Annotated in this window: 27 protein-coding genes; 1 reads left to right on the top strand and 26 read right to left on the bottom strand. The window is 63.0% G+C overall.

Annotated elements, in window-relative coordinates; translation table 11 throughout:
• Positions 1 to 162: 162 nt before the first annotated feature.
• The 8 genes from rpsO to rimP all read right to left on the bottom strand — a co-directional run bounded on the left by rpsO (position 163) and on the right by rimP (position 8,903).
• Complete coding sequence (rpsO, locus tag HNQ71_RS30705) at positions 163 to 474, bottom strand: 30S ribosomal protein S15 (RefSeq protein ID WP_269470859.1); 312 nt, start codon at positions 472 to 474, stop codon at positions 163 to 165.
• Between the two features lie 140 nt (positions 475 to 614).
• On the bottom strand, positions 615 to 1,709 hold the full coding sequence (gene corA / locus HNQ71_RS30700) for a magnesium/cobalt transporter CorA (RefSeq protein ID WP_184877564.1): 1,095 nt from the start codon (positions 1,707 to 1,709) through the stop codon (positions 615 to 617).
• Between the two features lie 104 nt (positions 1,710 to 1,813).
• Entirely contained in the window at positions 1,814 to 2,809 is a 996-nt protein-coding gene (gene truB, locus HNQ71_RS30695; RefSeq protein ID WP_184877562.1) for a tRNA pseudouridine(55) synthase TruB, read from the bottom strand.
• Positions 2,809 to 3,234, bottom strand: a complete 426-nt coding sequence (rbfA, locus tag HNQ71_RS30690; RefSeq protein WP_184877560.1) for a 30S ribosome-binding factor RbfA — start codon at positions 3,232 to 3,234, stop codon at positions 2,809 to 2,811. Before rbfA ends, truB begins: the two co-directional genes overlap by 1 nt.
• Before the next feature lie 123 nt (positions 3,235 to 3,357).
• Positions 3,358 to 5,925, bottom strand: a complete 2,568-nt coding sequence (gene infB / locus HNQ71_RS30685; RefSeq protein ID WP_184877558.1) for a translation initiation factor IF-2 — start codon at positions 5,923 to 5,925, stop codon at positions 3,358 to 3,360.
• Entirely contained in the window at positions 5,922 to 6,572 is a 651-nt protein-coding gene (locus HNQ71_RS30680; protein WP_184877742.1) for an RNA-binding protein, read from the bottom strand. Before HNQ71_RS30680 ends, infB begins: the two co-directional genes overlap by 4 nt.
• Positions 6,573 to 6,610: 38 nt before the next feature.
• A complete protein-coding gene (nusA, locus tag HNQ71_RS30675) occupies positions 6,611 to 8,206 on the bottom strand; it encodes a transcription termination factor NusA (protein WP_184877555.1) in 1,596 nt (531 codons plus the stop codon).
• A 49-nt stretch (positions 8,207 to 8,255) separates the two neighbouring features.
• Positions 8,256 to 8,903 carry a ribosome maturation factor RimP gene (gene rimP, locus HNQ71_RS30670; RefSeq protein ID WP_184877553.1) on the bottom strand — a complete coding sequence of 216 codons (648 nt, stop codon included), beginning with the start codon at positions 8,901 to 8,903 and terminating at the stop codon, positions 8,256 to 8,258.
• A gap of 289 nt (positions 8,904 to 9,192) precedes the next feature.
• On the opposite strand from rimP, the gene HNQ71_RS30665 reads away from it, so the two are divergent.
• On the top strand, positions 9,193 to 9,357 hold the full coding sequence (locus HNQ71_RS30665; RefSeq protein WP_184877536.1) for a hypothetical protein: 165 nt from the start codon (positions 9,193 to 9,195) through the stop codon (positions 9,355 to 9,357).
• A gap of 70 nt (positions 9,358 to 9,427) precedes the next feature.
• Here the strand turns inward: HNQ71_RS30665 and trmB are convergent, their stop codons facing one another.
• The 18 genes from trmB to HNQ71_RS30575 all read right to left on the bottom strand — a co-directional run bounded on the left by trmB (position 9,428) and on the right by HNQ71_RS30575 (position 26,684).
• A complete protein-coding gene (gene trmB, locus HNQ71_RS30660) occupies positions 9,428 to 10,129 on the bottom strand; it encodes a tRNA (guanine(46)-N(7))-methyltransferase TrmB (RefSeq protein ID WP_184877535.1) in 702 nt (233 codons plus the stop codon).
• 23 nt (positions 10,130 to 10,152) lie between these two features.
• Positions 10,153 to 11,418 (bottom strand): methionine adenosyltransferase, encoded by a 1,266-nt coding sequence (metK, locus tag HNQ71_RS30655; RefSeq protein ID WP_184877533.1) that lies wholly within the window; start codon positions 11,416 to 11,418, stop codon positions 10,153 to 10,155.
• 170 nt (positions 11,419 to 11,588) lie between these two features.
• The gene (locus HNQ71_RS30650; RefSeq protein ID WP_095082429.1) at positions 11,589 to 12,008 is read right to left on the bottom strand and encodes a helix-turn-helix domain-containing protein; all 420 of its coding nucleotides are present in this window, start codon (positions 12,006 to 12,008) and stop codon (positions 11,589 to 11,591) included.
• Between the two features lie 141 nt (positions 12,009 to 12,149).
• Positions 12,150 to 13,742: an apolipoprotein N-acyltransferase gene (lnt, locus tag HNQ71_RS30645; RefSeq protein ID WP_184877531.1), complete on the bottom strand. Its 1,593-nt coding sequence runs from the start codon at positions 13,740 to 13,742 to the stop codon at positions 12,150 to 12,152.
• Positions 13,743 to 13,845: 103 nt separating this feature from the next.
• Complete coding sequence (locus tag HNQ71_RS30640; RefSeq protein ID WP_184877529.1) at positions 13,846 to 14,313, bottom strand: VOC family protein; 468 nt, start codon at positions 14,311 to 14,313, stop codon at positions 13,846 to 13,848.
• Positions 14,314 to 14,349: 36 nt separating this feature from the next.
• Positions 14,350 to 15,423 carry a hemolysin family protein gene (locus HNQ71_RS30635; RefSeq protein ID WP_184877527.1) on the bottom strand — a complete coding sequence of 358 codons (1,074 nt, stop codon included), beginning with the start codon at positions 15,421 to 15,423 and terminating at the stop codon, positions 14,350 to 14,352.
• Between the two features lie 28 nt (positions 15,424 to 15,451).
• Positions 15,452 to 15,958 (bottom strand): rRNA maturation RNase YbeY, encoded by a 507-nt coding sequence (gene ybeY, locus HNQ71_RS30630; RefSeq protein ID WP_184877525.1) that lies wholly within the window; start codon positions 15,956 to 15,958, stop codon positions 15,452 to 15,454.
• A gap of 18 nt (positions 15,959 to 15,976) precedes the next feature.
• Positions 15,977 to 16,969: a PhoH family protein gene (locus tag HNQ71_RS30625; RefSeq protein ID WP_023758127.1), complete on the bottom strand. Its 993-nt coding sequence runs from the start codon at positions 16,967 to 16,969 to the stop codon at positions 15,977 to 15,979.
• Positions 16,970 to 17,052: 83 nt separating this feature from the next.
• The gene (gene miaB / locus HNQ71_RS30620) at positions 17,053 to 18,462 is read right to left on the bottom strand and encodes a tRNA (N6-isopentenyl adenosine(37)-C2)-methylthiotransferase MiaB (RefSeq protein ID WP_184877515.1); all 1,410 of its coding nucleotides are present in this window, start codon (positions 18,460 to 18,462) and stop codon (positions 17,053 to 17,055) included.
• A gap of 86 nt (positions 18,463 to 18,548) precedes the next feature.
• Positions 18,549 to 19,349 (bottom strand): lyso-ornithine lipid O-acyltransferase, encoded by an 801-nt coding sequence (olsA, locus tag HNQ71_RS30615; RefSeq protein ID WP_184877513.1) that lies wholly within the window; start codon positions 19,347 to 19,349, stop codon positions 18,549 to 18,551.
• Between the two features lie 83 nt (positions 19,350 to 19,432).
• On the bottom strand, positions 19,433 to 19,927 hold the full coding sequence (gene rimI, locus HNQ71_RS30610; RefSeq protein WP_184877511.1) for a ribosomal protein S18-alanine N-acetyltransferase: 495 nt from the start codon (positions 19,925 to 19,927) through the stop codon (positions 19,433 to 19,435).
• 1 nt (position 19,928) lies between these two features.
• Complete coding sequence (gene tsaB, locus HNQ71_RS30605) at positions 19,929 to 20,606, bottom strand: tRNA (adenosine(37)-N6)-threonylcarbamoyltransferase complex dimerization subunit type 1 TsaB (RefSeq protein ID WP_184877509.1); 678 nt, start codon at positions 20,604 to 20,606, stop codon at positions 19,929 to 19,931.
• 107 nt (positions 20,607 to 20,713) lie between these two features.
• A complete protein-coding gene (locus tag HNQ71_RS30600) occupies positions 20,714 to 21,820 on the bottom strand; it encodes a DUF1513 domain-containing protein (protein ID WP_184877507.1) in 1,107 nt (368 codons plus the stop codon).
• A gap of 2 nt (positions 21,821 to 21,822) precedes the next feature.
• On the bottom strand, positions 21,823 to 22,902 hold the full coding sequence (locus HNQ71_RS30595; protein ID WP_184877505.1) for an imelysin family protein: 1,080 nt from the start codon (positions 22,900 to 22,902) through the stop codon (positions 21,823 to 21,825).
• Positions 22,902 to 24,503, bottom strand: a complete 1,602-nt coding sequence (locus HNQ71_RS30590; RefSeq protein WP_184877503.1) for a di-heme oxidoreductase family protein — start codon at positions 24,501 to 24,503, stop codon at positions 22,902 to 22,904. The genes HNQ71_RS30595 and HNQ71_RS30590 overlap by 1 nt, the downstream gene beginning before the upstream one ends.
• A gap of 12 nt (positions 24,504 to 24,515) precedes the next feature.
• A complete protein-coding gene (bfr, locus tag HNQ71_RS30585; protein ID WP_184877501.1) occupies positions 24,516 to 25,001 on the bottom strand; it encodes a bacterioferritin in 486 nt (161 codons plus the stop codon).
• Positions 24,967 to 25,278 carry a (2Fe-2S)-binding protein gene (locus tag HNQ71_RS30580; protein WP_184877499.1) on the bottom strand — a complete coding sequence of 104 codons (312 nt, stop codon included), beginning with the start codon at positions 25,276 to 25,278 and terminating at the stop codon, positions 24,967 to 24,969. The genes bfr and HNQ71_RS30580 overlap by 35 nt, the downstream gene beginning before the upstream one ends.
• A 113-nt stretch (positions 25,279 to 25,391) precedes the next feature.
• On the bottom strand, positions 25,392 to 26,684 hold the full coding sequence (locus HNQ71_RS30575) for an imelysin family protein (protein ID WP_184877740.1): 1,293 nt from the start codon (positions 26,682 to 26,684) through the stop codon (positions 25,392 to 25,394).
• Positions 26,685 to 26,944: the final 260 nt, after the last annotated feature.

Here is a 26,944-nt window from a genome sequence, read left to right as displayed (position 1 = left end):
TAGCGCTGCGAGCGCGCGAGCGTCCTGCAATCCTGCCCCATGACCGTCCATGGGCGGTTTCGAGTGGCCCTCTGCGTGCTCGAAACCGGGTCTGGCCAGTCGATGCGACTGGCAGAATGCGCGACCGGCGGGCCCTCCGAAGAAAGCCCGCCGGTCAATTCGTCAACGGCGCAGACCGAGCTTCTCGATCAGCGTCTGGTAGCGCGCGTCGTCCTTGCGCTTGAGATAATCAAGCAGGCTGCGGCGCTGGGAGACGAGAGCGAGCAGACCACGGCGGGAATGGTTATCCTTCTTGTGGTCCTTGAAATGGTCGGTCAGGTTCTTGATGCGCTCGGAAAGGATGGCCACTTGGACTTCCGGAGACCCGGTATCGCCCTTGGCGGTTGCGAATTCACCCATCAATTCCTGTTTGCGCTCGGCAGTAATCGACATCGTGTTTTTCCTTATCTGTTTGAGGAAACGGGTCGCCCTCAGCCGGGATGTCGTCCAGCAGGGGCCGGTGCAAGCAAAGCGTCATAGCGCTATGCTGCGGCGCGTATAGTGCAATTCCCGGGAAAACACCAGCCCAATTCACAAGCCGGCTTTTCAGCCCAAAATGACAGGTTTTATCCTTGTTATAGCCATTTCTTCCATTTGAAGAAGGCGATCAGCCCAAACGCGACAAGCGCCATGAACAGCAACGATGCCGGATAGCCATAATAGGCTTTCAGCTCCGGCATGTTCCAGGGCGAAGACTCCGGATCGAAATTCATGCCCCAGATGCCGACCAGGAAGGTGAGCGGCATGAAGATGACCGAGACGATGGTGAGGTAGCTGATGACGTCGTTGGTGCGCGCCTGGCTCAGCGACAGATGCATCTCGATCAGGCCGGTCAGCATGTCGCGCTGGGTTTCGACCAGTTCGATCAGCCTGAGCGAATGGTCGAGCGTGTCGTTGAGAAAGATCTTGGTTTCGGCCTTCACATAGGGCACGTCGTTGCGGATTAGCGTTGCCAGCGCATCGCGCATCGGCCACAGCACCCCCTTCAGCACATTGGCATCGCGCCGCAATTCATGCAGCTGCCGCATCTGATGCTTGTGTGTCGTGTGCAGCATTTCGTCCTCGATGCCGTCGACCATGTCGCCCGCGGCCTCGATCGGCGGGAAATAGCTGTCGACGACAGCGTCGATCAGCGCGTAGGCGAGGTAGTCGGCGCCGCGCGCGCGCAACCGGTTGGGCGCCGAGCTCTCGATGCGCTTGCGCACGGGATTGAACGGATCGCCTTCACGCTCCTGGAAGGTGACGACGAAGTTCTTGCCGAAGAAGACGGCGATCTGCTCGTAGCGGTGCGACGTAACATCGTCGATCATCCTGACGACGACGAAGGCATGATCCTCGAAGAAGTCTACCTTCGGCCGCTGGCCGGTGTTGACGACGTCCTCCAGCGCCAGCGGATGCAGGCTGAAAATGCGGCCGATCTCCTCGATCAGCGGAATGTTGGCGAGGCCGGTGCAGTCGAGCCAGATGACCGGCCATTTGTCGCAATGGGTGTTCAGGTCGTCGATGCTGGCATTTTCGATGGTCTTGAATTTCTGCGGCGAGATCAGGGTCAGCCGCAGTTCCGAGCGCCGCGCTGCCGGATCGGCGATCAGCGTGCCAGGCGACGCCCCGACCGGCGGCCGCCGCGTCTTCACCGGCGCCCGCTTTTTCACCGCCTCGGCCTTTTCCATATGCCCCTCGAGCGCAAAGTCGACCTGAAGTTAAAACCTTGTTTTGTTTTGTCGCAATTCCGGACGGAAAACCGCTCTCGCTTTTCCTGGAATTGCTTTGGCCGTCAGCCGGCAAAGACCCGCTTGGGCTTGAACATGCCTTGCTCGATGGCACCGATGGCGACCAGCTTGCCGCGCGCCGTGGCGCAGGCTTCCTCGGCTTCCACTGGTGCGTCGCGGCCGCGGATGATGACCGGATTGCCGAGGCGGATCTTCGTCGCCGCTTCGTCGCTGATGGCGACCTGCGGCAGGCAGTCGAGGGCAGCGGATGTATCCACCAAAAGCGCGTCGATGGGGTCGAAGTCGATCGGCGCTTCCACCGCGCCAGCGGCTTCAACCGTGTCAGCGGCATCTGTCGCGTCCGGGTCGTCTTCACCCGGCGCGCCGAAACGGGCGGCCTCCAGTTCGGCGATGGTGACGAAGTCCTCCGGCGTGAACGGCTCGACCTCGACCCGGCGCAGTTCGGAAATATGGCCGAAACAGCCGAGATCGCGGCCCATGTCGCGGGCCAGCGAGCGCACATAGGTGCCCTTGCCGCATTCGACCTCGAAAACAGTATGGTCGCCATCGTGCTCGACAATATCGAGCCGGCCGATCTCGACCTCTCGTGCGGGTATGTCGACCGTCGCACCGTCGCGGGCCAGATCATAGGCGCGCTCGCCTGATATCTTGATGGCCGAGAATTGCGGCGGCGTCTGCATGATGACGCCGGTGTATTTCGGCAGCAGCGCAAGCACCTCGGCTTCCGCTGGACGCAGGTCCGAGCTCTTCGTCACAGGACCTTCGAGGTCATCGGTCGAACGCTCCTGCCCCCAGGCAACGGTGAAGCGATAGATCTTGGCGCCGTCCTGCACGTAAGGCACGGTCTTGGTGGCTTCGCCAAGCGCGATCGGCAGCATGCCGGACGCCAGCGGATCGAGCGTGCCGGCATGGCCGGCCTTTTCCGCCTGGAACAGCCATTTGATCTTTGAGACGGCTTCGGTCGAACCCATGCCGACCGGCTTGTCCAGGACCAGCCAGCCCGAGATCGGCCGGCCCTTCTTCTTGCCGCGACGCGCCACTATTCGGTGTCCTTGTTGTCGTCTTTGTCCTGGTCTTCGGAGCCAAGATCGCGCGCTACTTCGGGCGACTTCAAGAGATCGTTGATCCTGGCGAAATTGTCGAAGGAGGTGTCGAGCTTGAAGCGGAACTCCGGCATGAACTTCATCTGCCGCAGCGCGCCGGAGACACGGCCACGCACGAACTTCGCATGCTTGTTCAGCGCCTCGACCACCGCATCGGTATCCTTGGCGCCGAGCGGAGAGACGAAAGCGGTGGCGACCTTCAGGTCGGGCGACATGCGCACTTCCGAGACCGAAACCACGGTGTTCTCGATCAGCGGATCGATGATCTCGCCGCGCTGCAAGGTTTCGGACAAGGCATGGCGCACCTGTTCGGCGACGCGCAGCATGCGCTGGGATGGGCTGGATGTGGTTGGACGGGGCATTTTTCTCGATCCTGAAAGCGTGGGGCGCGGGATGGGACCGTGCCGCATGTTTCATATGGTCATTCAACAGGACTGGGGCGGCGGTCTTTCGACCACCGCCCGGTATCGACAAGTCACTCGAACTCAGAGCGTCCGGGTCACCATCTCGACGCGGAAGCACTCGATGATGTCGCCGACGCGCATGTCCTCGTAGTTCTGGAAAGCCATGCCGCACTCCTGGCCGCCGGGAACTTCCGCAACCTCGTCCTTGAAGCGCTTCAGGGTCTTCAGCGTGCCTTCGTGGATGACGACATTGTCGCGGATCAGGCGCACGCCCGCACCACGCTCGACCTTGCCTTCGGTGACACGGCAGCCGGCGATCTTGCCGACCTTGGTGATGTCGAAGATTTCGAGGATCTGCGCATTGCCGATGAAGGTCTCGCGACGCTCCGGCGACAACAGGCCCGACAGAGCCGCCTTCACGTCATCCACAAGGTTGTAGATGATCGAGTAGTAGCGAATCTCGATGCCGGCGGCAGCGGCAGCGGCTCGTGCCTGCACGTTGGCACGAACATTGAAGCCGATGATCGCCGCACCCGAAGTCTCCGCCAGCGACACGTCGCTTTCGGTGATGGCACCGGCGCCGGCATGAACGATGCGCGCACGCACTTCGTCGGTGCCGAGCTTGTCGAGCGCCGCGTTGATCGCCTCTATCGAGCCCTGCACGTCGCCCTTGATGACCAGCGGGAATTCCTTCAGCCCGCTTGTCTGCAACTGCGACATCATCTGCTCGAGCGAACCGCGCTGACCGGCATGCTTGGCAACCGCCTTCTCGCGCGCCAGACGCTGGCGATATTCGGTGATCTCGCGGGCACGGGCTTCGTTGTTGACCACGGCGAAGCGGTCACCGGCCTGCGGAGTACCCTGCAGGCCAAGCACTTCGACCGGCATCGCCGGCGGTGCTTCCTTGATCTGCCCGCCACGATCGTTGACCAGCGCGCGCACCCGGCCCCATTCGTTGCCTGCGACAAGGATGTCGCCCGGCATCAGCGTGCCGGTCTGCACCAGCACGGTGGCGACGGGGCCACGGCCCTTGTCGAGTTGGGCCTCGATGACGACACCCTCGGCGGTACGGTCCGGATTGGCCTTGAGGTCGAGGATTTCGGCCTGCAGCAGGATCGCCTCGAGCAGCTTGTCGAGATTGGTGCCCTTGGTCGCCGACACTTCGACGTCCAGCACTTCACCGCCCATGGATTCGACGAAGACCTCGTGGCGCAGCAGTTCGGAGCGCACCTTCTGCGGATCGGCATCATGCTTGTCGATCTTGTTGATCGCCACGATGATCGGAACGCCGGCCGCCTTGGCGTGGCTGATCGATTCGATCGTCTGCGGCATGACGCTGTCGTCGGCCGCAACCACCAGGATGGCGATGTCGGTCGCCTGGGCGCCGCGAGCACGCATCGCCGTGAAGGCGGCGTGGCCGGGCGTGTCGATGAAGGTGATCTTGTGACCGTTCTTCTCGACTTGGTAGGCGCCAATATGCTGGGTGATGCCACCGGCTTCGCCGGAGACGACATTGGCATTGCGAATGGCGTCGAGCAGCGAGGTCTTGCCGTGATCGACGTGGCCCATGATCGTCACGACGGGCGGACGTGTCACCAGGTCCTCGGCATTGTCGGCGATGTTGAACAGGCCTTCCTCGATGTCGGATTCGGCGACGCGGCGAACCGTATGGCCGAATTCGGTGGCAACCAGTTCCGCCGTATCGGCGTCGATGACGTCGCCTGGCTTCAGGATCTGGCCCTGCTTCATGAAGAACTTGACCAGGTCGACCGCACGCTCGGACATGCGTTGCGCAAGTTCCTGGATGGTGATGGTTTCTGGCAAGATCACTTCGCGCATGACTTTCTCGCGCGGCTCATTGTGCATCGCGCGCTTGAATTTTTCCTGGCGGCGGCGCATCGATGACAGCGAACGGGCCCGCGCGTCCTCATCGGACAATGCGGAATTCAGCGTCAGCTTGCCACGGCGGCGATCTTCCTCGGCCTTGGTCGGCTTGGCCGGACGCGCCACTTCAGGCGTGACCGGACGGCGCACCGGCACACCGGCGCTAGTCCGCTTCGGCTTGACCTCTTCTTCGTCGTCGACCGTCGCCAGTTCAGCGGCCAGCGGCGCACGGCGGCGTGCCTCTTCCTCGGCGCGACGGCGGGACTCGGCCTCGGTCTGCAACCGCGCCTCTTCCTCGGCCTGGCGGCGCGCGGATTCCTCGCGTTCGCGGCGACGGCGCTCTTCGTCCTCGGCGCGGCGCTTGGCGTCCTCGGCGGCGCGCTGACGGTCCTCGACCTCGCGCACCTTCGAGCCTTCGAGCGCCCTGCGGCGCGCTTCCATTTCACTGCGCGACAGTTCGTTCAGCACCATGCCGCTGCGCTCGACCGGAGGCGGCGGTGGTGGCGGCGCCTTCGGCGCTTCCTGCACGACGGGTGCGGCCACAACCGCCGGCTTCGGTGTGAAGACGGGTGCGGCAACCGGCTCCGGCTTGTCGCCGGGCATCGAGAATTTGCGCTTCTTGGTTTCGACGACGACCTGCTTGGTGCGGCCGTGCGAGAAGTTCTGGCGCACTGTGCCCTGTTCCATACCGGGGCGCTTCAGCGTCAAGGTCTTCTTCGGCGTCACACTCAGCGTATTGTCGTCACCCGATTTCGTATCGCTCATTCCATATCCTCTGCGGCATCATCTTCGTCAGCAACAGCCGCAAGCATTGCCAGATCGTCCGGGGAACCGCCCCGATACCGGTCGAGCGCAACCATGCGCTTCTGGACCGCCCTGCCCGCGTCTCCCGCGAGAACGGCAGCATGTATCACATTTGTACCCCCCAATGCCAAGCTCAACTCGGCCTCGGAGAAAAGTTTGTAGGCAAGGATAGCGGGCCCGCCGAGATGGACTGTCGCCCGTCGCGCCTGGCTGATCTTGCGCACGCCGTCGTCGGAGGCCTCGGTCGCATGGAGCACGAAAAGCGCCAGGCCGCCGCGCACCGCGCTCTCGACCTTTGTGGCTCCAAGAGAAATCGCGCCTGCCTTGCGAGCAAGCCCAAGCATGCCCAGAGCGTATCTGGAAAGTAGCCCGTCGACCATGCCGCCAAGATCGGGCGGCACGACCACCTGTGCCTTGAAGGCGCGGGCAAAAAGGTTCTTCGCCGCAGCCTTGTCGATATGTAGGCGGTCGGCGGTCACCCAGCAACCACGGCCGGGCAGATTTCTCTTGATGTCGGGAACGACGGCCGAATCCGGGCCGACGACGAACCGGATCAATTCATCCGGTTCGGCCTGCCTGCGGGTGACGATGCAGGTGCGATCGTTCATCTCGTCCAAGGGCGGGTTCGGTGCGATGCGGTTTCACCTCACGCACCAACGGCTTCGTCAGCCGTTTCTTCTTCGGCTGCAAGCTCGTCTTCGGTGATCCAGCCAGCCTTGAGGCGGGCGGCCAGAACCATCTGTTCGGCATCGGCGCGTGTCACGCCATGACTGGCCAGCACGCCCGGATACACCTTCGTCTCGCCGTCCTTGCGTTCCTTCCAGCCGGTCAGGTCGTCGGCGGCATAGCCGGCAAAATCCTCGATCGTCTTCACGCCGTCCTCGCCAAGCGTCACCATCATGGCGGTGGTGATGCCGGGGATTTCGCGCAATTCGTCGGAGACGCCGAGCGCCTTGCGCTTGTCGTCGTGCTCGGCTTCGATCTTCTCCAGGTACTCGCGGGCGCGGGTCTGGATTTCCGAAGCGGTGTCTTCGTCGAAGCCGTCGATCGAGGCGATCTCGCCGGAATCGACATAGGCGACTTCCTCCACGCTGGTGAAGCCTTCGGAAGCCAGCACCTGGCCGACCATCTCGTCGACGTCGAGGGCTTCCATGAACAGCGACGAGCGCTCGACGAATTCCTTCTGGCGACGCTCGGATTCTTCGGCCTCGGTCAGGATGTCGATGTCCCAGCCGGTCAGCTGCGAGGCGAGCCGCACGTTCTGGCCGCGGCGGCCGATAGCCAACGACAGCTGGTCGTCGGGAACCACGACTTCAATGCGTTCGGCATCCTCGTCGAGCACGACCTTGGCGACTTCCGCCGGCTGCAGCGCGTTGACGATGAAGGACGCGGCCGAAGGCGACCACGGAATGATGTCGATCTTCTCGCCCTGCAATTCGCCGACGACGGCCTGGACGCGGCTGCCGCGCATACCGACGCAGGCACCGACCGGATCGATCGAAGAATCACGCGAGATGACGGCGATCTTGGCGCGAGAACCGGGGTCGCGGGCGACCGACTTGATCTCGATGATGCCGTCATAGATTTCCGGCACTTCCATGGTGAACAGCTTGGCCATGAACTGCGGATGGGTGCGCGACAGGAAGATCTGCGGGCCGCGCTGCTCGCGGCGCACGTCGTAGACATAGGCGCGGACGCGGTCGCCATATTTATAGTTTTCGCGCGGGATCAGTTCGTCGCGACGGATGATCGCCTCGCCACGGCCGAGATCGACGATGACGTTGCCATATTCGACACGCTTGACCGTGCCGTTGACGATCTCGCCGATGCGGTCCTTGTATTCGTCATACTGGCGGTCGCGCTCGGCCTCACGCACCTTCTGCACGATGACCTGCTTGGCCGATTGGGCGGCGATGCGGCCGAAATCCATCGGCGGCAGCTGTTCGGCGATGAAGTCGCCGAGCTGGGCGTCGGGATTGCGCTCGCGCGCCGAGGAGATGGCGATCTGGGTGGCGTAGTCGTCGACCTTCTCGACCACTTCCATCAGCCGCTGCAGCTTCATCTCGCCGGTGTTCGGGTTGATGTCGGCGCGGATGTTGGTCTCCTGACCGTAACGCGAACGCGCTGCCTTCTGGATCGCATCGGCCATGGCGGCGATGACGATCGACTTGTCGATCGACTTTTCACGCGCGACCGCATCGGCGATCTGCAGCAGTTCAAGCCTGTTGGCGCTTACAACCATCGTTTTTCTCCCGAGCCTGTTTGCCGGACCTTTGCGCCCGGCAGCTCAATCATAGTTCCTGTTCGGTTTCGTTTTCCGCGCCGGCATCCGCACCCTCGGGCGCATCATCGTCCGGTTCGCCGCGGCGTTTCTTGGCTTCCTTGCGCGCCCTGTTGTCTTTCGACAGAGCATCGCGAATGAGATCGTCCGTCAGGATCAGGCGCGTTTCGGCAATCGCGTCATAGGGGACCCGCACCGTCGGCTCTTCGCCATAGGCGGCCTTTTCGCGCTCGATCAGCACATCGTTGTCACCGGCCTCGACGATCTTGCCCTTGAACCGCTTGCGGTCGGCGACGATGATCGACGTCTCCATCTTGACCAGATGGCCGGTCCAGGTCGCGAAATCCGATTTGCGGACCAGCGGCCGGTCGATGCCGGGCGAAGAGACTTCGAGGTGATAGGCCTTTTCGATCGGGTCATCGACGTCGAGGGCCGGCGACACCGCGCGGCTGACCTCTTCGCAATCCTCGACGGTCATGGTGCCGTCCTCGCGCTCGGCCATGATCTGCAGCGTCAGCCCGTTCTGGCCCGACAGATGCACCCGCACGAGGCGGAAGCCGATGCCGCGCAGAACCGGCTGGACGATCAGCGCGATGCGCGCATCGATGCCGCTTTCGCGGATGATGCGGTCGTCGCTTTCGCTTGCCGTTGCAGTCATTCGATCCCTGTCGTTCTACCCGAAGCTACCGGCAGGTAATAAAAAAGAGCGGGACCGGGTGGACCCACTCTTCGTCATACCGACCAAGAATTTGAGGCTGATATAAACGATCATGGCCGTTGTTTCAAGCCCGCCGTGCCCGTGCGGACAAAAGCCGTGGCAACCTCAGTGTTGCGCCAGACGCATGGCCTCCATGCGGTAGTGCTCCTGTGAGCCTCGACCTTGCATCACCATTTATGTTGCATCGCGCAAAGATGACGACACGTCACAGCAGCGAAAGGATACGACAATGACCAACCGCAAGATTCTATCCGCCATAGGCGATCTCTTCACGACATTTGGCAGTGCAGTCGCTGCGTCGCGTTCCGTGGAAGCCGGTCGTAGGCCGCGCGCGGACGACCTGCGCAAGCTCGGCATCGATCCGGCTGTCTTCAACAGGATCGGCCGTTTCTAAGGATTTGGCGGACTGATGAGGCACGCACTTGCCGCCGGCGAACGCCGGAGGCCGCGTGCGATCAGTCAGCTTAGGTCGTGATGAAGGTAAGATAGGCGGGCCGCCGGCCCTCACGAATGGCTTTCGCCTCGTAACGCGTACCCGGCCAGCCATCGTAGGGCCGATGCCAATCCGCCGCCTCCGAAGCCTGCCAAGCAAATGCGCCATGCGCCCGGCAGTGCAGCAAGGTCCAGTTCACATAGGTGTCGATATCGGAGGCAAAGCGGAATTTTGAACCCGGCTTCAGCACGCGCGCGAAACGGTCGAGATTGATCGGGCTGACGAAACGGCGCTTCCAATGCTTCTTCTTCGGCCACGGATCCGGATAGAGAAGATCGATGCCGGCGAGCGACGCCTGCGGCAGCCAGTCGAGCAGCCGGGTGGCGTCGTCGTCATAGACCTTGAGATTGGCAAGCGGCTTTTCCCTCACCGCCATCATCATCTTGGCCATGCCGTTGACGAAGGGCTCGACGCCGATAAAGCCAATCGATGGAGCCTCGGTGGCGCGATGCAGGAGATGTTCGCCGCCGCCGAAGCCGATTTCGAGACGAACCGCTGAAACATCCGCTTCAAACAGAGTGCTGAGATCTACCGGCGGTTCAGCCGTCAGATCAAGCCGATATTTGCCAAAGCCGCTTTCCAGTGCGGCCGCCTGCTGCGGCCGCATGGCCTTGCCGCGCCGGCGACCGAAGAAGGCTTCGGTCGCGCGGCTTGGTCTGTCCTTCGGGTCCATGGCGGGACTTTGCGGTGCCGCTATCAGGCTGCGACCGCGTCCTTGAGCGCCTTGGCGAGATCGGTCTTTTCCCAGGAGAAGGACCCGTCGCGGCCAGCCTTGCGGCCAAAATGGCCATAGGACGACGTCTTGGCGTAGATCGGCTTGTTGAGATCGAGATGACGGCGGATGCCTGACGGCGACAGATCCATCACCGTGCGCAGCGCTTCTTCAAGCTTGGCCTCGTCGACTTTGCCGGTGCCGTGCAGGTCGACATAGACCGACAGCGGCTGGGCGACGCCGATGGCGTAGGAAAGCTGGATGGTGCAGCGGTCGGCGAGTTTCGCCGCCACGACGTTCTTGGCGAGGTAGCGCGCCGCATAGGCGGCCGAACGATCGACCTTGGTGGTGTCCTTGCCCGAGAAAGCGCCGCCGCCATGCGGTGCGGCACCGCCATAGGTGTCGACGATGATCTTGCGGCCAGTCAGCCCGGCGTCGCCATCCGGCCCGCCGATGACGAACTTGCCGGTCGGGTTGATATACCACATGCAGTTGTCGGCGATCTTGAGCTCGCCCAGCGCCTCGCGGATATAGGGTTCGACGACCTTGCGGACCTTCTTCGAATCCCAGCTCGCATCGAGATGCTGTGTCGACAACACGATCTGCGTCGCCTCGGCGGCCTTGCCATCGACGTAGCGGACAGTGACCTGGCTCTTGGCGTCAGGACCGAGCTTGCCGGCCTCGCCGCTGCCTTCGTGGCGGGCGGCGGCCAGCAGTTCGAGGATCTTGTGGCTGTAGTAGATCGGCGCCGGCATCAGATCCGGTGTCTCGCGGCAGGCATAGCCGAACATGATGCCCTGATCGCCGGCACCTTCCTCGCCCTGACGGTCGGACGCGTTGTCGACGCCCTGGCCGATATCGGGCGACTGGCCGTGCAGCAGCACCTCGATCTTCGCGTTCTTCCAGTGGAAGCCGGCCTGCTCATAGCCGATTTCACGGATCGCCTTGCGGGCTACCGACTTGAACTTCGCCGGATTCACGACCGGATGGCCGGCGGCATCCTTGAGGATGTTGCCTTCCTTGTCCTTCTTCAGCAGCGTCTCGGGGACGCGCACCTCACCGGCGATGACGACGCGGTTGGTGGTGGCCAGCGTCTCGCAGGCGACACGGACTTTCCATGGGTCCATGCCGGTCTTCTTGGCTTCGCGATAGACCAGATCGACGATCTCGTCGGAGATCCGGTCGCAGACTTTGTCGGGATGGCCCTCGGCAACGGATTCCGAGGTAAAGAAGTAATTCTGCCGCGTCACGGGTGTCCCCTCTTGAAAAAACGATCGGCAGGCTGCCGATTTTGGCGCGCCACGTGTTAGCGGGGTGGAGCGCCGCTCGTCAAGCGGTGCTGCCGTTCTGGCATGAATGTCGATGCAGTTATCTTGTGCCACCGGCGGCAGGCTGCCGCCGGTCCAAACGGGATTGCGGATCAGTCGAGATCGTCCGTGGAGAGGGATTTGACCAGGTCAATGATCCTGCGGCGCACCTTGGCATCGGCAATCTTGACAAAGGCGCGGTTGAGCTGAAGGCCTTCGGGACTGCCGCAGAATTCGACGGCGAAAGCCATCGACGTGTCTTCGGCAAAGCCACGGCCGGGCGCGGCCTCCTGGCCGGGCGCATCCTCGAAAAAGAAGGCGACTGGCACGCCGAGAATCGACGCTATCGCCTGCAGGCGGCTGGCGCCGACGCGGTTGGTGCCCTTTTCATATTTCTGAATCTGTTGAAATGTGATGCCGAGATTCTCGCCAAGTTTCTCCTGGCTCATTCCCAGCATATTGCGGCGAAGCCGGATGCGACTGCCAACGTGGATGTCGATCGGATTCGGTTTCTTCTTGTTGTCTTCTGTCATTTTTTCCTCGCCGAATTTTTTCGGCTTTCTCTATTTTTTCTTTGCCCAAACGAAGCCGGCGGCAACTGCCCCAACAGAACGATCCACCGACTTCGAGAAAATTTCAGGCGCTTACAGTATGAGTTTCTAATGTGTGGGCTGTCAATTCACCCGTAGCCTTTGCCTTACGTTCAACAATGCGGCGGCGATGGCAAACAGCAACATGATCAGCATTCCGTTAATGCGTCTTTGGCCGGCGGATATGACCGCCTGTCCGGAAATCGGCACGCGTGCATCGATGGCGCCACGCGCGTCGATGGCCAGGGCATCGACGACGCGCCCGCGCGTATCGACGACGGCCGAGATGCCGTTGTTGGCAGCACGCAACAATGGCAATCCATTCTCCACCGCACGGATCTGGGCCTGCCTGAAATGCTGATACGGACCCGGCGTGTCACCGAACCACGCATCATTGGTGACGTTCACAATAAGCTGCGCTGACGTAGCGTCAACTGCCACCAGATCGGGAAAGATCACCTCATAACAGATAAATGGCAGCGCACGGACGCCGCCAGGCAAAGTGATGGCGTGCCGCTCGTTGCCGGCCGCAAATGTCATCGGCCCGGCAACCAGCTGCTCGATGCCGAAACGCTCGAGCAGGTCGGCGAAAGGCAGGTATTCGCCGAACGGCACCAGATGAACCTTGTCGACGGCGTCGGCGATTTCACCCTTGTCGTCGATCGCCACCACGGAGTTGTAGTAGCGGCTGTCGGCATTCGCGGCCGAGCCGCCTTCCTCGCGGACGACGCCGGCGATCAGCATCTGGCCGGGTCCGAGCATGTCGCCCAGCGCCGTCAATGCGTCCGGACGCTCGGTGAAGAGGAACGGCACCGAGGTTTCGGGCCAGAGGATCAATTGCGGCTTTTCATGACCGGGGTCCGGTGCCTTTGCCGATAGCCCCATCAAGGTTGCAAAGATGCGGTCGCGCACCGAGGCATCCCACTTTTCCGACAGATCCACGGCCGGCTGGACGATGCGGACATCCAGGCTGCGTGTCGCCGGCTTTTCGGGAGTGGCAAGCCTGACATAGCCGAAACCGACATGGGCGGCGGCGAGAACGGCAAACAGCGCCGCGCCGAGGCGCAGATGCCGGCGCGCCACCAGCAGCGCCGGTAAGGCGAAGACGAACACCGCGAGCGCGTTCATGCCGATCATGCCGGTCACCGAGACGCTCTGCATCAGCAAGGGCACGGGCATGGCCGCATAGCCGACCGCGTTCCAGGGAAAACCAGTGAACAGGAAGTCGCGCAGCCACTCCGCCAGCCCAAAACCGAAGGCAAGGGCAGCGATGCGGCCGATATCGCTGCTCCACAGCAGGCGGGCGACCATTGCCGCAAAGCCGTAGAAAAAGGCGAGTGCGAAGGGAATGCCGACCACCGCGAAGGGAAGTGCCCAGGCAAAACTGTCGGCCTCGACCAGCAGTGCCGAGCCGATCCACCAGAGGCCGGCGAGGAAATAGCCGAAGCCGAACCACCAGCCGACGGCGAAGGCAGGCAGCAGGCGACGAAACAGACTGCCGGAGGATTCGCCGGTGGCGCCGTCGAGCAGCCAGACCAGCAAGGGAAACGAGATGAAGCAGGCAGCGAAGAAATCGTAAGGTGCCTGGCCAAGCACGGCAAACGCCCCGGCGAGAAACGCCACCAGCGCGCGCCGCCAACCCCAAAGCAGAATTATCCGGCCGGCCAGGCGCTCCATGCAAACTTCCGAGTCGCGCGAATCAGGAAGCAAGATTTAACAGGCCGCGGTCAGCACTCCAAACGTCGGATGGCTGGCTCCAATGCAAGCTCCGGCCACCGCTCTACCGGTGCCAGCCCTCGATGCGCACGCCGCCCAGCCGTTCGGCCTCTTCACGCGAAACAGCGCGAATGGCCTGCGTGAAGGTCCAGACATGGCCTTCGGGATCGCGTGCCCGGTACTGGCGTTCGCCGTAGAACTGATCCTCCGGCTCCTGGATGATCTCGGCGCCCTTTGCCCTGGCGTGCTCACAATGGGCGTCCAGGCCGTCCTTCAGCCGCACATAGACTGATTGCGTGTTCTTGCCCGAAATGGAAGCGGGGCTGGCGACGTAGCCGGTCCATTCGGAATCGACGATGTAGCCGTCGCCGAACCGCATCTCGGAGTGGACGAGCTTTCCATCGGCGTCGCTGACCACCATGCTGCGCTCGAAACCGAAGGCCGTTTCCAGCCAGTCCAGCGCGGCGCGAGGGTCCCTGTAGAACACCCCGGACCCCAAGATCGAATGTTTGAAGGGGTCTTCGACCGTCATCCGCGGGCGCTTAAGTCCTTGTCTAGTCGCATGATGTTAGGCCTGTTCGGTGCGTGCGGCGCGCCGGCGGCGCTCGGCCTTCTGGCTCTGCACGATGCGCACGCGCTTGACACGGCGCGGATCGGCATCGAGGACATGGAATTCGAAGCCGGGGATGGCCTGCACCACCTCGCCGCGCGCCGGAACCCGGCCAAGCGTGTTGAAGATCATGCCGCCGATGGTGTCGACATATTCGCCATGTTCGCCGGCGGCGAAATCCTCGCCGATCATCTTGGCGACATCGTCGATCTCGGCCTTACCGTCGACAATAAACACGCCGTCGCCGCTCTGGGTAATCATCGGCTCATCGTCGTCATGCTCGTCCTCGATGTCGCCGACCACCATCTCGACGATGTCTTCCAGCGAGGCAAGGCCATCGGTGCCGCCATATTCATCGATGACCAGCGCCATTTGCGTGCGCGTCGTCTGCATACGGCCCATCAGGTCGGAGGCAAGCATCGACGGCGGCACGAACAGCACCTGGCGGATCAGGTTGAGGTCGCCAATGGTGCGCGCGAGGTCAACCTGCGTGAGGTCGAGAACCGTGGCGGCAGGGGTTTTTCTTGTCGAGCGGCCCTTCTTGACGCGCGCGATCTTGGTGATGTGGGCCAGCACGTCGCGAATATGCACCATGCCGCGCGGATCATCGAGCGTCTCGGAATAGACCGGCATGCGCGAATGGCCGGACTGCTCGAAGGTGCCCAGCAGATCGCCGAGCGTCGTCGTGATCTCGACCGCCTCGATATCGGCGCGCGGCACCATGACGTCCTCGACGCGCACTTCGCGCAAGCGCAGGATGTTGTTGAGCATGGCGCGTTCGCCAGGCGAGAAGGCGCCGGCGTCGCTCGCCGTTTCGGCAAGCGCCCCCGCGATTTCCTCACGCAGGCTGGTTCCGTTGCGCTGCCGGAACAGGCCCAGCACGCGGTCGAACAGGGAGGGACCGGCTGGCGATGTTTCGCTGGCAACGCCGCCGGTAACGGTACTCGGACTTGATCCCTCTTCCGACGTATCGGAAGCCTTGTTCGCACTGCCGGCGTCGGGGCGGGCGGCAGTCTCTGGTTTGTCGTTCATCGTCGTCCGGTCAATTGATCTTTTGTAGTTACGCGTAGGGATCGGGAATGGCAAGCCTTGCGAGCGCTGCGCGCTCGATGGCCTCCATCGCCTCGGCCTCGGCATCGGTCTCGTGATCGTAGCCCAGAAGGTGCAGCAGGCCGTGGATGACGAGATGAGTGATATGGTTCTCGACAGGCTTGTCTTCCAGTGCCGCTTCACGCGCGACCGTCTCGGCGGCGAGCACGACGTCACCCAGCATCGGCGGCAATGGAGCGCCTTGCACAAATGGAAAAGCCGGGAAAGACAAGACGTTGGTCGGTTTGTCCTTGCCGCGCCAGCCGGCGTTGAGGGTCCGGATATGGGCGTCGTCGGAAAAAACGAGGCTGAGTTCGGAGCGGCCCGCCACGCCGGTCTCGGCAAAAGCAGCCGCGACAGCGCGATCGACCAGCCGTGTCAGGCTTGCCTCATCGGGCCAATTGCCTGCTTCGACTGATATATCAATATCGACGGGGACCGGACGTGCCCCGTCGCCGGATATGTTGTCCTCAGGCATGAGGCCGCATCGTCAAAATCAATTCTCGGCGCCGAGGCCGCGCGCCAGTTTGGCATCCCGGTCATACGCCCGGACGATTTCCGCCACCAGCGGATGGCGGACGACGTCGCCATCGTTGAAGCGCACGGTTACCGCGCCGGCCACGCCATCCAGCACGCGTAAGGCTTCGACCAGGCCCGATTTGGTGTTCGAGGGCAGGTCGATCTGCGTCGGATCGCCGGTGACGATCATGCGCGAATTCTCGCCGAGACGCGTCAGGAACATCTTCATCTGCATCGGCGTGGTGTTCTGCGCTTCGTCGAGGATGACGGCTGCATGGGCCAACGTGCGGCCGCGCATGAAGGCGAGCGGCGCGATCTCGATCACCTCCGCGGCAATGGCGCGCTCGACCTTGTCGGCGGGCATCATGTCGTAAAGCGCATCATAGAGAGGGCGCAGATAGGGGTCGACCTTCTCCTTCATGTCGCCCGGCAGGAAGCCCAGCCGTTCGCCGGCTTCCACGGCCGGCCGCGACAGGATGATGCGTTCGACCATGCCGCGCTCGAGCAGCATCGCCGCGTGCGCTACCGCCAGATAGGTCTTGCCGGTGCCGGCCGGGCCGATGCCGAACACCAGTTCCGACCGCTCCAGCGCGCGCATATAGGCGTCCTGGTTGAGCGAGCGGGCATAGATCGTCTTCTTGCGGGTGGCGATCTGGGCGGCCGAGACCTTGCCCTTGCGCTCCAGCGTCGGCAAGGTCAGCTGATCGTCCGCGGCAATCGCCATGCGCACGGCGCCGTCAACGTCGGACTGGCCGATATCGACACCCTTCTGAAGAATGCCGTAGAGATTATCCAGCGCCCGGCGGGCCTGCTCGGCGGCCGACGCCGAGCCCTTGATGGTCAACTGGTTGCCGCGCGAGCGGATGTCGACGCCGAGCTTCTGCTCGAGCCTGGCCAGGTTTTCGTCGAACTGACCGTAAAGGGCGCTGGCAAGCTTGTTGTTGTCGAAAGTCAGAACGATGTGCGCCATGTCAGAAGCCCCAGATGCCGGTGCCGGGGGCAGGCTCTTCACTTCTGCAGCGCTCAACCGTCTCTCCTCATCTGCCGAGACCCCTAGGCCAATTCGGCGAACAGGCTGTTGTAGCCCGTCTTCGTGATTCGCACCTGGATAATGTCACCGATTTCGCCGGCCTTTTCATCAACAATAACCGGCTGCAGCCAAGGTGAGCGGCCGACCTTCTGGCCGGCCTGGCGGCCGGGCTTCTCGATCAGCGTGTCGATGGTGCTGCCGACGAGGCTTGTGCCGAAATCCTGCTGCTGCTTCAGAAGCAAGGCCTGCAGCCGCTGCAGGCGCTCGTCCTTGACCGTTTCCGGCACATAGTCGGCCATATCGGCGCCCGGCGTGCCGGGACGCGGCGAATATTTGAACGAGAAGGCCGAGGCATAGTTCACCTGGCGCACCAGTTCCATGGTCGCCTCGAAATCCGCGTCGGTCTCGCCGGGGAAGCCGACGATGAAGTCGCCGGAAAGCGCGATGTCCGGCCTTGCAGCACGGATGCGGTCGAGCAGCGCCAGATAATCCTTCGCTGTGTGCCTGCGGTTCATCGTCTTGAGGATGCGGTCTGACCCGGATTGCACTGGCAGATGTAGATAGGGCATCAACGCCGGCAGATCACGGTGGGCTGATATCAGTTCATCGTCCATGTCGCGCGGGTGGCTGGTGGTGTAGCGCAAACGCGCCAGTCCGGGGATTTCGGCCAGCCTGAACAGCAGGCGGCCAAGGCCCCATTCCTCGCCGTTTTCGCCCTGGCCATGCCAGGCATTGACGTTCTGGCCAAGCAGCGTCACCTCGCGCACGCCGGCTTCGGCCAGACGCTGTGCCTCGGCAACGATCTGCGCCACCGGCCGCGACACTTCGGAGCCTCTGGTGTAGGGCACGACGCAGAAGGTGCAGAACTTGTCGCAGCCTTCCTGCACGGTAAGAAACGCGGTGACGCCGCGCTTGACGACCTCGGCGCGCTTGGGCTGCGGCAGGTGCTCGAACTTGTCCTCGATGGCGTAATCGGTCTCGACGATCTTTTCGCCGCCACGCACCCGCGCCAGCACGTCGGGCAGCCGGTGATAGGTCTGCGGGCCGATGACCAGATCGACGGCCGGCGAGCGGCGGATGATCTCGGCCCCTTCGGCCTGCGCCACGCAGCCGGCAACGCCGACCAGCATCTCGCGGCCGGCGACGGCGCGTTCTGCCTTCATATCGCGGATACGGCCGAGCTCGGAATAGACCTTTTCGGCCGCCTTCTCCCTGATGTGGCAGGTGTTGAGCAGCACCAAATCGGCCTCGCCGATGGCATCGGTGGCGGTATAGCCGTCGGCGGCCAGCGCATCGGCCATGCGCTGTGAATCATAGACGTTCATCTGGCAGCCATAGGTCTTGATGAAGACCTTCCTGGTCGCTGCCGCCGGCATGGCCATCGCTTCGGCCGCGGCGTCGGTGTCGTCACGCTCTATCGTGTTCAAGTCCATCCGGCGGCTTCTAACGCCTTTCGATGACAAAAAACAGACGATTCTCCGCCACGGCCGTCACGCACACTGGCGCACCCATCACCAGTCTATCGGCTCGGGCGCGGATCGGCGAGTGCCGCCTGCATCATCGCGCGTACCTGGCTTTCCATCAGTTTCGACGTTTCCTTGCGGTTCGAGCCCTTGGAAAAGGCGATCGGTTCGCCGAAATGCACTTCGACGTCTAGCGCGCCCTCCGCCAGCAACACCTTGAGATGCGGCATCAAATCCTCATCGCCGATCCAGGCGGCAAGTGGCCGGTGCCGGCGGCCAAGCGGCACGCCGTGCAGGCGCGTGTAGGCGATCGCCACCGGCTGGATGAAGACCTGCTCGGCCGCACCTTCTGAAATCGCCATCGAGGCGGCGCCGAACAGCGTGCTCTTGAAGGGCAGGACGATGTTGCCGTCGCCGGTCGATCCCTCGGCGAACAGCACCATGGCGTCGCCCTTGGCCATGCGGCTGGCGATCTCGTTTGCCTGGTCGCCCGACGAGCGCTTGCGCTCGCGCTCGATGAAAACGGTGCGCTGCAGCTTCGAAAGCATGCCGATCAGCGGCCAGCCTTCCATATCGGCTCTCGCGATGAACTTCACATCGACCATCGAGCCGAGCACCATGATGTCGGTCCAGGAGATGTGGTTGGACGCCACCAGCAGCGGGCGCTTGTCGGACAGGGCGCCTTTGACATGGATGCGCATGCCCAGCGCCCGTATGATCAGCCTGTGCCAGATTTTCAGGATAAAAGTCTCCGGCCACCAGCCGGTCTTCATCGATAGTATCTGCAACGGCACGAGGACCAGCGAACCGGCTGCGACGAAGCCCAGCGCCAGGAAAATCCTGATTTTTGCGATCATACAGTCCCGGCCCTGCCGTTACAGCGCCGCGCGACCTTTTGGACGCGCTTGGACGCTGTAACCCTTGGATTTGGCGCCTCTGGCTAGCGAAGATCGCGACGCATGACAAGCGCCCCGGTCGGTCCGTGCTCGGACGACCTGTAGTAATTGGGGCGTTTTCCCACCTCGCGGAAGCCCAGCCGCCGGTAGAGGGCGATCGCCGCAACATTGGTCTCGTCGACCTCGAGGAACAGCGCTTCGGCGCGCTGAGCGTGCAGTTCGCGCAGCACCGCGTCCATCAACTGCCAGCCCAATCCTTGCCGGCGGTGCGAGCGCGCCACCGCGACGGTCAGGATCTCGCCCTCACCGGCCGCCAGCCTGGCCAGCACGAAGCCGACCGGCGGCTTGGCGCCGTGCCCAGTCTCGCGCGCGGCATAGCCGAACACGGTGTCCTGTTCGAGCAAGGCGGCGAATTCGCCGTCGGTCCAAGGGCGGACAAAATCCTCGCGATGCAGCAGCGAGACCGCAGGGCTGTCGGTGATCCTCAGCGGCTCGAGCGCATAGTCCCGGCGGCGTGGTTGGAGAAAAGGTATGCGCATTTTATCTTTCTTGCCTTGATAAAATGAACCCTGCCTGCGGCTTGGCGTCCGCACCACGCAAATAAAGCGGTTTCGGCCTTTCGCTCCCGCCCTTGCCGGCCGCCAGGCGAGCGTAGGTGAGAATGTCGGCGGTGGCCGTCTCGGGGCCGATATCGAAGGCGCGCCCTGCTGAGGCAGCGATTTGCGCAGCCGCGCTGCCGGCGAGCACCGAAGCGCTTTCCGTCGCCATGGCCACGGCACCCGCCAGTGTGGTCACAGCCGGACCGTAAGTCAAAACTGACGTTTCATCGAAAAGGGCGGTATGAAGCTCCTCGCGGCCGGCGTCGAGCGCCGCCAGTACGGCACGACCGGGAAATCTCGCTGCCGCCTCGGCGGCCAGCGCCTCGAGCGTCGTCACTCCGATCGCCCGGACCTTCAGCGCCAGCGCCAGACCGCGCGCGGTCGAGACGCCGACGCGCAGGCCGGTGAAAGAGCCGGGACCGACAGAGACGGCGATGGCGCCGAGACCGGCATAGTCGGTTGCGCCTGCCTTCAGCGCTTCAGCGATGGCGGCCATCAGGTGCTCGGCGTGGCCCTTGGCGAGATCGAGCACCGAGCGGCCAAGCTCCTGCTTCGCCTCGGTGTCATAGACGCAAGCGGCGCAGAGGTTGGAGGCACAGTCGATGGCAAGCAATTTCATAAAACGACCGGTTCGAAGGACATAGTTTCCTGTGCCCGCCACGGCCCGCCATCGCAAGGGGATATTGCATAATTTGTTAAGCGGCTTCGCTTCGGCGGAAAAATCATTTATGCGGCTTGGTCGATGCGCAGCATGTGGTTGTCCCAGACGTAGTCCGGTTCGGAGCGTGTCGCTCCGCTGCCCTCGATGATTTCGCCGGCGCCTGTGGTCGCCATGAAGCTCGTTCCGTCGGGCGCCACGCCGCAGACCTCGACCAGCGCGCTGTTCGAGACGACCCGGCCGCTCGCCGCGTCGATCACCACAAGCGAATTGCCTTCCGGCGAAGAGACGGCGACGGTGTCGGCAACCGGATTGGCGGCGACCGAGCCGATATAGTTGCGGAAACCGGACAGCACGTCTTGCGGCATGTCGAGCAACTGCAACTCCTTGCCACGCGCGGCACGGCCGACCAGCAGCGGACGATCGATGCCCGGCCCCCGGTACTGGCAGCCGAACCAGACCGTGCCGGATCGATCGGTGTCCATGTGGCGGATCGACAGCTGGTGCAGTGCCGCCGGCAGTTCGTGCTTCTCGATAAGGTCGCCGGTGAGACGGTCGATCAGCACATAGGACGGCTTCATGGTGGCGATGTTGAGCTCGGCGCGGCCATAGTCCGGATGGGTCTCGATGCCGCCATTGGCAACCGCAATTGTCCTGCCGTCGCCCATGAGCAGAAGCTCGTGCGGACCTATGCCATAGGTTGGGAATTCGCCAACGCGGCTGAATTTCGCTCGCGCATCGTAGATACCGACGACACCGGCGGCATTGTCGAAATCGTTCTCGGTTGCATAGAGCAAAGCGCCGTCGGGCGAGAACACGCCATGGCCGAAGAAATGCCGGCCGGTGATGCTGGTGATGGTCAGCGGCTCCTCGCGGCCCGAATGATCGAAGACCACGGCGAAAGTGCCCGGCTGGCGAGCGAAGACCACGGAGCGCTTCGACACCGGATCGAAAGTGACGTCGTGGCCGCGATCGGGCAGGGCGATCGCATGCACGAGCTTGCCGGCCTCGGACAGGACGGCGGCGCCATAACTGCCGTCGCGCTTCACGAATGCGGTGGCGAAGACGGCATCGGCCGCAAGCGTCTTTGCCCAGGCAGACGGCGCCATCGCGGCGGCAAAACCAACGCCTGCGGCCGTGAGGAAATCGCGGCGGTCGATAAGCGGCGTAGGCATGCTCAGTCTCCGTCGAGCGACGAGAAGCCGGCGGTCAGGCCGAATTCGGCGGTCAGCCTGGTGCCGATCAGCGTCGACAGGCTGGAGGTGATCAGCGCGAAATGATCGAGTTTGTCGCGCAGCGCCGGATCGGCGAGCGCCTTGTCGATCGGACCACTGACCGCCTTGGCGGTGGCGACACCATTGACCAGCTGGATATGGATCGATTCCGCCATCCAGCGCGCGTCCGACGGCAGTGCGTCGCCGAGCTTCGAGGCCTGGAACAAATCGTCTATTCCCGACAGGTTGGCGGCCAGCGAATTGGTGGTGTTTTGCGACCGCCAGTAGATTGCTTGCCTCGGCTTGTCCGCATCTGGCTTGCCGCCGAAAAAGCCCTTCAGGCGCACGTCGCGCACCATTTCCAGTTCATTGATGAAGACGCCAACCAGTTCGGTTACCGCTTCGTTGCCGTCACGGTAAAGCGCGTTCTGCGGCCCAGGACTGGCCCAAAGGGCGGCAAAGCCGTCGGGCTCGTTCCAAGCGGCGCTGACCTCGCCGGCCATGGTTTCGATGTTGCCGGCAACCGCCGCGCCATAGGCACAGCGATAGGGGTCGCCCTTGCCCGTCAGTGCCTCGGCGCCATCGCCGTAAAGGACGAATTCCAGCGCGCCCAGCCCCTGCATGGCGACGCTCTTGCCGGCCAGTTGTACCGCATCGGTTGCGGTCGGGTCCTTGTCGGACAGCGCCGCCTGCACCTGCTTCAGGCCGATGCTCTTGCGGTCCGGCCAGAACAGCATGCGCTCCAGCCGGTTGTTCTCCTTAATCGGCCCGAACCCGATGATCTCGGCTGACGACCAGGCTTCGACCGTCGCCGAAAACTGGGCCCGCGCCGCATCGAGGTCTTCTTGAGAGGGCGCGGCGCAGAGTGTGTGCATCGACTTGGTCAACCGGCCGGCGTGGTCGTGCAGGCTGGCATAGGCCGGGCGGACAAAGCCGTCGATCGCCCGCTGGATGATTTCGGAGGCTTTCACAGCCGCCGACGCCGGGACGACGCCCAGCAGGGCCAGCGGCAGAACAAGAACCAGTGCAGAGCGCTTGAGCATCACAGTGACTCCAGGAATTTGAGCAGCGCATCACGGTCGGCCGCGCTAGCGGCGGCAAAGCGGTCGCGCGCCTTCTGCGCCTCGCCACCATGCCACAAGATCGCTTCGGTCAGGCTGCGCGCGCGCCCGTCATGCAGGAAGAAGGAATTGCCGTTGACCGTTTCGGTGAGACCAATGCCCCATAGTGGCGGGGTGCGCCACTCATTGCCCGTCGCCTCGCCCACGGCCTGGCCGTCGGCCAGATCAGGCCCCATGTCGTGCAACAGGAAGTCGGAATAGGGCCAGATCAACTGGAAGGCCTGCGCCTTGTTGGGCGTGTCGCGACGGGTGACGAATTTCGGCGCGTGACAGGCAATGCAGCCTGTCTCATAGAAGATTCTCTTGCCGGCGAGCACTTGCTGCGTGTCGAGGTGGCGGCGTGCCGGCACCGCCAGGTTCTGCGAATAGATGGTGACGAGATCCATCACCGGCGCCGGCGCCTCGACCGGGCCGAGGCGCTGCTGCACGCCATTCGGCATGGCGAGGCATTTTTCCTGTGCGGCGGTGCAGTCGCCCCAATGTTTCGGCACTTCCGGCGTCGAGATGCCTATGTCGCCGGCAAACGCATCCGCTGCCTGCTGGCGGATCGACGCGGTCTGCCCCTTCCAGCCGAAACGGCCAAGCGCCAGCTCTCCGCTGTGGACGTCGCGCACGATGTTGGGCCGGCCTGAAATGCCGTCACCGTTCCGGTCGTCCGGGTCGGTATTGGCAAGGATATCCGCCGGCGCGATCTGCTCGACCAGGCCAAGGCCGATCATCGGCGGCGTCAGACGTGGCGACAAGGTGGTGCGCGGATCAAGCGGCCCATAGCCGGGATCGACGACCGAATAGCTGGGTTTGCGCAGCGAAATCACGGTGCCGTCCGCCAGCGTCACCTGCCGTTCCTGGTAGTCGACATGCATCCTGCCTTCGCCACGCAGGCCGGGCACGGCCAGCTCCTGCAATTGCGTGCCGTAGACCGGGTCGGGAAAATTGAGCAACCGGTGATCGGCAAGCGCTGCCTTCTCTTCCGCGCTGCTCGCCTCGCGGGCCAGCCGCAGGAACATCGACGTGGTGCCGACGTCGCCTTGCGGCGGACGGCCGCGGCCGTCCTTCAGATGGCAGTTCTGGCAGGCGCGTTCGTTGAACAGCGGTCCGAGTCCGTCCGAAGCTTGCGTCGAGGATGGCGACGACACCCAGTTCTTGCGGAACAGGGCGTTGCCGAGTTTGAAGGTGCCCTCTTCCTCGAAGGTGATGTTGGCCGAGGGTTGCGAGAATGAATCGCGGCTGATGTCCTTCTTGGACGTGCCGGCGCCCCCTTGCATCAGTTCGAACGGCTCGGGCTTGGAAAAATCCGACGTCGGCCGGGTGATGGCAGTGACGCGCGCCTGATCCTTCGGATTGAGGTCGGTGCGCGCGGTGGCGAGGCCGGCTGGCTGAAGGTCTCCGGCAATCGCCGAAGAGGTGAGCGCCACCGCAAGGATGACACGGCGCCCGCGCGCCGATCCGGCTGGCGTTTTGTGACGAGGCAGCGAGCCATCGGCCCGCCGCAAGCGGCGCACGAATTCTAGCAGGCGCCGCATTCCCGCATGTCCTTAGTCCGCCTCGTCCGCCGATGCGGCGTTGAGCTGGCCGTATTTTTCCTCACCTATCGAAGCAAGCAGGTCGAGTTGCGTCTCGAGGAAGTCGATGTGACCTTCCTCGTCGGACAGCAATTCCTCGAACAGCTTCATCGACACGTAATCGCCCGCTTCCTCGCAGATCTCACGCGAGCGCTTGTAGGCGGTACGCGCGTCATATTCGCCGGCAAGGTCGGATTCGAGCACTTCCTTGACGTTCTGCCCGATGCGCAACGGCGCTACGGATTGCAGGTTCGGATGGCCTTCAAGGAAGATGATGCGGGCCACGAGCCGGTCGGCATGGTGCATCTCCTCGATCGATTCCGCCCGCTCCTTCTTTGCGAGCTTGGCGTATCCCCAGTCCTCCAGCAGACGGAAATGCACCCAATACTGGTTGACGGCTCCCAGCTCCAGAAAAAGAGCCTCGTTAAGCCGCTCGATGACCTGCGGTTCGCCTTTCATGGATTCTGCTCCCATATTGGACGCGCAGGCCTCTGACGCGGTCCAGGTGTGAAACGATGTCGACGCCACTCGCCTCCGAGCGGGCGTGGTAATTTTCGGTGACCCGAATGATCGTTTCGACCACATTTGGGAAGCAGCCGCAACAGCGGCCGCGCTTCTGCATGGTGTGATAGACCTTCGCCGGCACGATCAGTTGCCAGGGATCCTGATCCAGCAGATCGATGATCGTCTGCTCGATTTCCCTCTCGGTGATGATGTTGCAATGGCAGATCAGCATTTGGCGGCTCGGATGGCTGACGGCGCCTTCCGCGCCGTGTGGCTTGATTTCTTACCATGGCCTATTCCGAAGCCGGTTGTCAGGCTTCGGATCAGGCCATGGCCCGTCGGCGGTTACTTGAAAACCTTGTCCGGCGCGTCGAGACTGTCGGAACCCTCGAAGGCAATAGCATTGAGCTTCAGGGTGCCGACGGCGCGTTCGATCGACTTGGTCTGGTCGATCAGCGCGTCGATCGCCGCCTGAACGGTGGCGTTGCCTTCCGTGTTGCCCTCGGCGATCTGCTGGTCATAGGCCTCGCCGGCCAGTGCCCGCGTCTTGATCGCCTCCATCTTGGCAACGGTGAAATCAAGCTTGCCAGACAGTTCCTTGTCGATCGCCGGATCGGCCGCCTTCACCATATCGGCCACCGAGGGTCCCGAAACGACGGTGCCGTCGAGCCTGGTATAGGTGGCATGGTAGGCGGCGCGAATGCCGATGGCATCGTAGAGATGGGAGTTGTAGGTGTTGTCGGAGAAGCAGTCCTGCTCCTCTTCGGGATCGTGCAGCAGCAGGCCGAGCTTCATGCGTTCGCCGGCTAGCTCACCGTAGGACAGCGAGCCCATGCCGGTGAAGATGATCGAGATGGCGGTGTTCGGCTCGCCATCGACGAGGTTCTTGCGTGCGGCGCCGTCTTCCTTCCAGTCTTCGACCATCTTCTGCAGCTCGGAAACCAGAAGGTTACTCGCCGACTTTAGATACTGGGCGCGGCGGTCGCAATTGCCGCCGGTGCAGTTCTTGAGATCGTAGTCGGTATAGGGGCGCTCGCCGGCGCCGGGACCGGTGCCGTGCAGGTCCTGGCCCCAGAGCAGGAACTCGATAGCGTGATAGCCGGTGGCGACATTTGCCTCGATGCCGCCCGCTTGCTGCAGCGTGCCGGAGAGGAATTCCGGCGTCAGGTTGGTGGCATCGACCTTCTTGCCGTTGATCTCGATCTCCTTGTTGGCGATCACATTGGCCGTATAGAGCGAATTCGCGTCCGATTCCGTGCCATAGCTCTTGGCGACATAGTCGATCAGCCCTTCGTCCAGCGGCCAGGAATTCACCTCGCCTTCCCAATCGTCGACGATCTTGTTGCCGAAACGGTAGACTTCGGTCTGCTGGTAGGGGACGCGCGCTGCCTTCCAGCCGTCGCGGGCGGCGTTGAGGGTTTCCACCGATGGATTGGCAATCAGGGCGTCGACCGCCTTGTCGAGCGCCTGCGCGGTGGTCAGCGAATCCTCGTATTTGGCCAGCCCGATATCGGCATAGGTCTTGATGACCGCCTTCGCATCGGTTCCCGCCTTGGCCGGCAGCACGAACACCGCCGCCGTCAGCAGGGCGGTGGCGCCGATCGCGGCGAGCCTGCCGCCATGCCGTGCCGTTATCATCGCTCTCATGACTGTCGTCTCCTCAGGAATTCACTGAATTATGGGCGCGGCAACAGGCGGCCTGCACAAGTCAGGCAGGGCAACGCCATCCGGCAAAAAAATGGCCACGACAAGACGTGGTCTGCGGAAGAAAGACACCGAAATGCCTCCAATCGAAAGGGTTCAAGGCCCAGACATCAAAGGGATGCGCCATTGCGCGAGGCTCCATAAAGCTTCGACGTTGGTGGAAGTCAATCAAAATCGACAAGAAAAACCAATTG

Source organism: Mesorhizobium sangaii, assembly GCF_014207355.1.
GTDB lineage: Bacteria > Pseudomonadota > Alphaproteobacteria > Rhizobiales > Rhizobiaceae > Mesorhizobium > Mesorhizobium sangaii.
Note: the sequence above shows the minus strand (reverse complement) of the source record. Positions and strands in the feature narration are given on the sequence as shown.

Excerpts from the sequence above, each read along its gene's own strand:
- corA (WP_184877564.1), bottom strand. The coding sequence starts at position 1,709 with ATGGAAAAGGCCGAGGCGGTGAAAAAGCGGGCGCCGGTGAAGACGCGG.
- rbfA (WP_184877560.1), bottom strand. The coding sequence starts at position 3,234 with ATGCCCCGTCCAACCACATCCAGCCCATCCCAGCGCATGCTGCGCGTC.
- infB (WP_184877558.1), bottom strand. The coding sequence starts at position 5,925 with ATGAGCGATACGAAATCGGGTGACGACAATACGCTGAGTGTGACGCCG.
- HNQ71_RS30680 (WP_184877742.1), bottom strand. The coding sequence starts at position 6,572 with ATGAACGATCGCACCTGCATCGTCACCCGCAGGCAGGCCGAACCGGAT.
- nusA (WP_184877555.1), bottom strand. The coding sequence starts at position 8,206 with ATGGTTGTAAGCGCCAACAGGCTTGAACTGCTGCAGATCGCCGATGCG.
- rimP (WP_184877553.1), bottom strand. The coding sequence starts at position 8,903 with ATGACTGCAACGGCAAGCGAAAGCGACGACCGCATCATCCGCGAAAGC.
- HNQ71_RS30665 (WP_184877536.1), top strand. The coding sequence starts at position 9,193 with ATGACCAACCGCAAGATTCTATCCGCCATAGGCGATCTCTTCACGACA.
- trmB (WP_184877535.1), bottom strand. The coding sequence starts at position 10,129 with ATGGACCCGAAGGACAGACCAAGCCGCGCGACCGAAGCCTTCTTCGGT.
- HNQ71_RS30650 (WP_095082429.1), bottom strand. The coding sequence starts at position 12,008 with ATGACAGAAGACAACAAGAAGAAACCGAATCCGATCGACATCCACGTT.
- lnt (WP_184877531.1), bottom strand. The coding sequence starts at position 13,742 with ATGGAGCGCCTGGCCGGCCGGATAATTCTGCTTTGGGGTTGGCGGCGC.
- HNQ71_RS30640 (WP_184877529.1), bottom strand. The coding sequence starts at position 14,313 with ATGACGGTCGAAGACCCCTTCAAACATTCGATCTTGGGGTCCGGGGTG.
- HNQ71_RS30635 (WP_184877527.1), bottom strand. The coding sequence starts at position 15,423 with ATGAACGACAAACCAGAGACTGCCGCCCGCCCCGACGCCGGCAGTGCG.
- ybeY (WP_184877525.1), bottom strand. The coding sequence starts at position 15,958 with ATGCCTGAGGACAACATATCCGGCGACGGGGCACGTCCGGTCCCCGTC.
- HNQ71_RS30625 (WP_023758127.1), bottom strand. The coding sequence starts at position 16,969 with ATGGCGCACATCGTTCTGACTTTCGACAACAACAAGCTTGCCAGCGCC.
- miaB (WP_184877515.1), bottom strand. The coding sequence starts at position 18,462 with ATGGACTTGAACACGATAGAGCGTGACGACACCGACGCCGCGGCCGAA.
- olsA (WP_184877513.1), bottom strand. The coding sequence starts at position 19,349 with ATGATCGCAAAAATCAGGATTTTCCTGGCGCTGGGCTTCGTCGCAGCC.
- rimI (WP_184877511.1), bottom strand. The coding sequence starts at position 19,927 with ATGCGCATACCTTTTCTCCAACCACGCCGCCGGGACTATGCGCTCGAG.
- tsaB (WP_184877509.1), bottom strand. The coding sequence starts at position 20,606 with ATGAAATTGCTTGCCATCGACTGTGCCTCCAACCTCTGCGCCGCTTGC.
- HNQ71_RS30600 (WP_184877507.1), bottom strand. The coding sequence starts at position 21,820 with ATGCCTACGCCGCTTATCGACCGCCGCGATTTCCTCACGGCCGCAGGC.
- HNQ71_RS30595 (WP_184877505.1), bottom strand. The coding sequence starts at position 22,902 with ATGCTCAAGCGCTCTGCACTGGTTCTTGTTCTGCCGCTGGCCCTGCTG.
- HNQ71_RS30590 (WP_184877503.1), bottom strand. The coding sequence starts at position 24,503 with ATGCGGCGCCTGCTAGAATTCGTGCGCCGCTTGCGGCGGGCCGATGGC.
- bfr (WP_184877501.1), bottom strand. The coding sequence starts at position 25,001 with ATGAAAGGCGAACCGCAGGTCATCGAGCGGCTTAACGAGGCTCTTTTT.
- HNQ71_RS30580 (WP_184877499.1), bottom strand. The coding sequence starts at position 25,278 with ATGCTGATCTGCCATTGCAACATCATCACCGAGAGGGAAATCGAGCAG.
- HNQ71_RS30575 (WP_184877740.1), bottom strand. The coding sequence starts at position 26,684 with ATGATAACGGCACGGCATGGCGGCAGGCTCGCCGCGATCGGCGCCACC.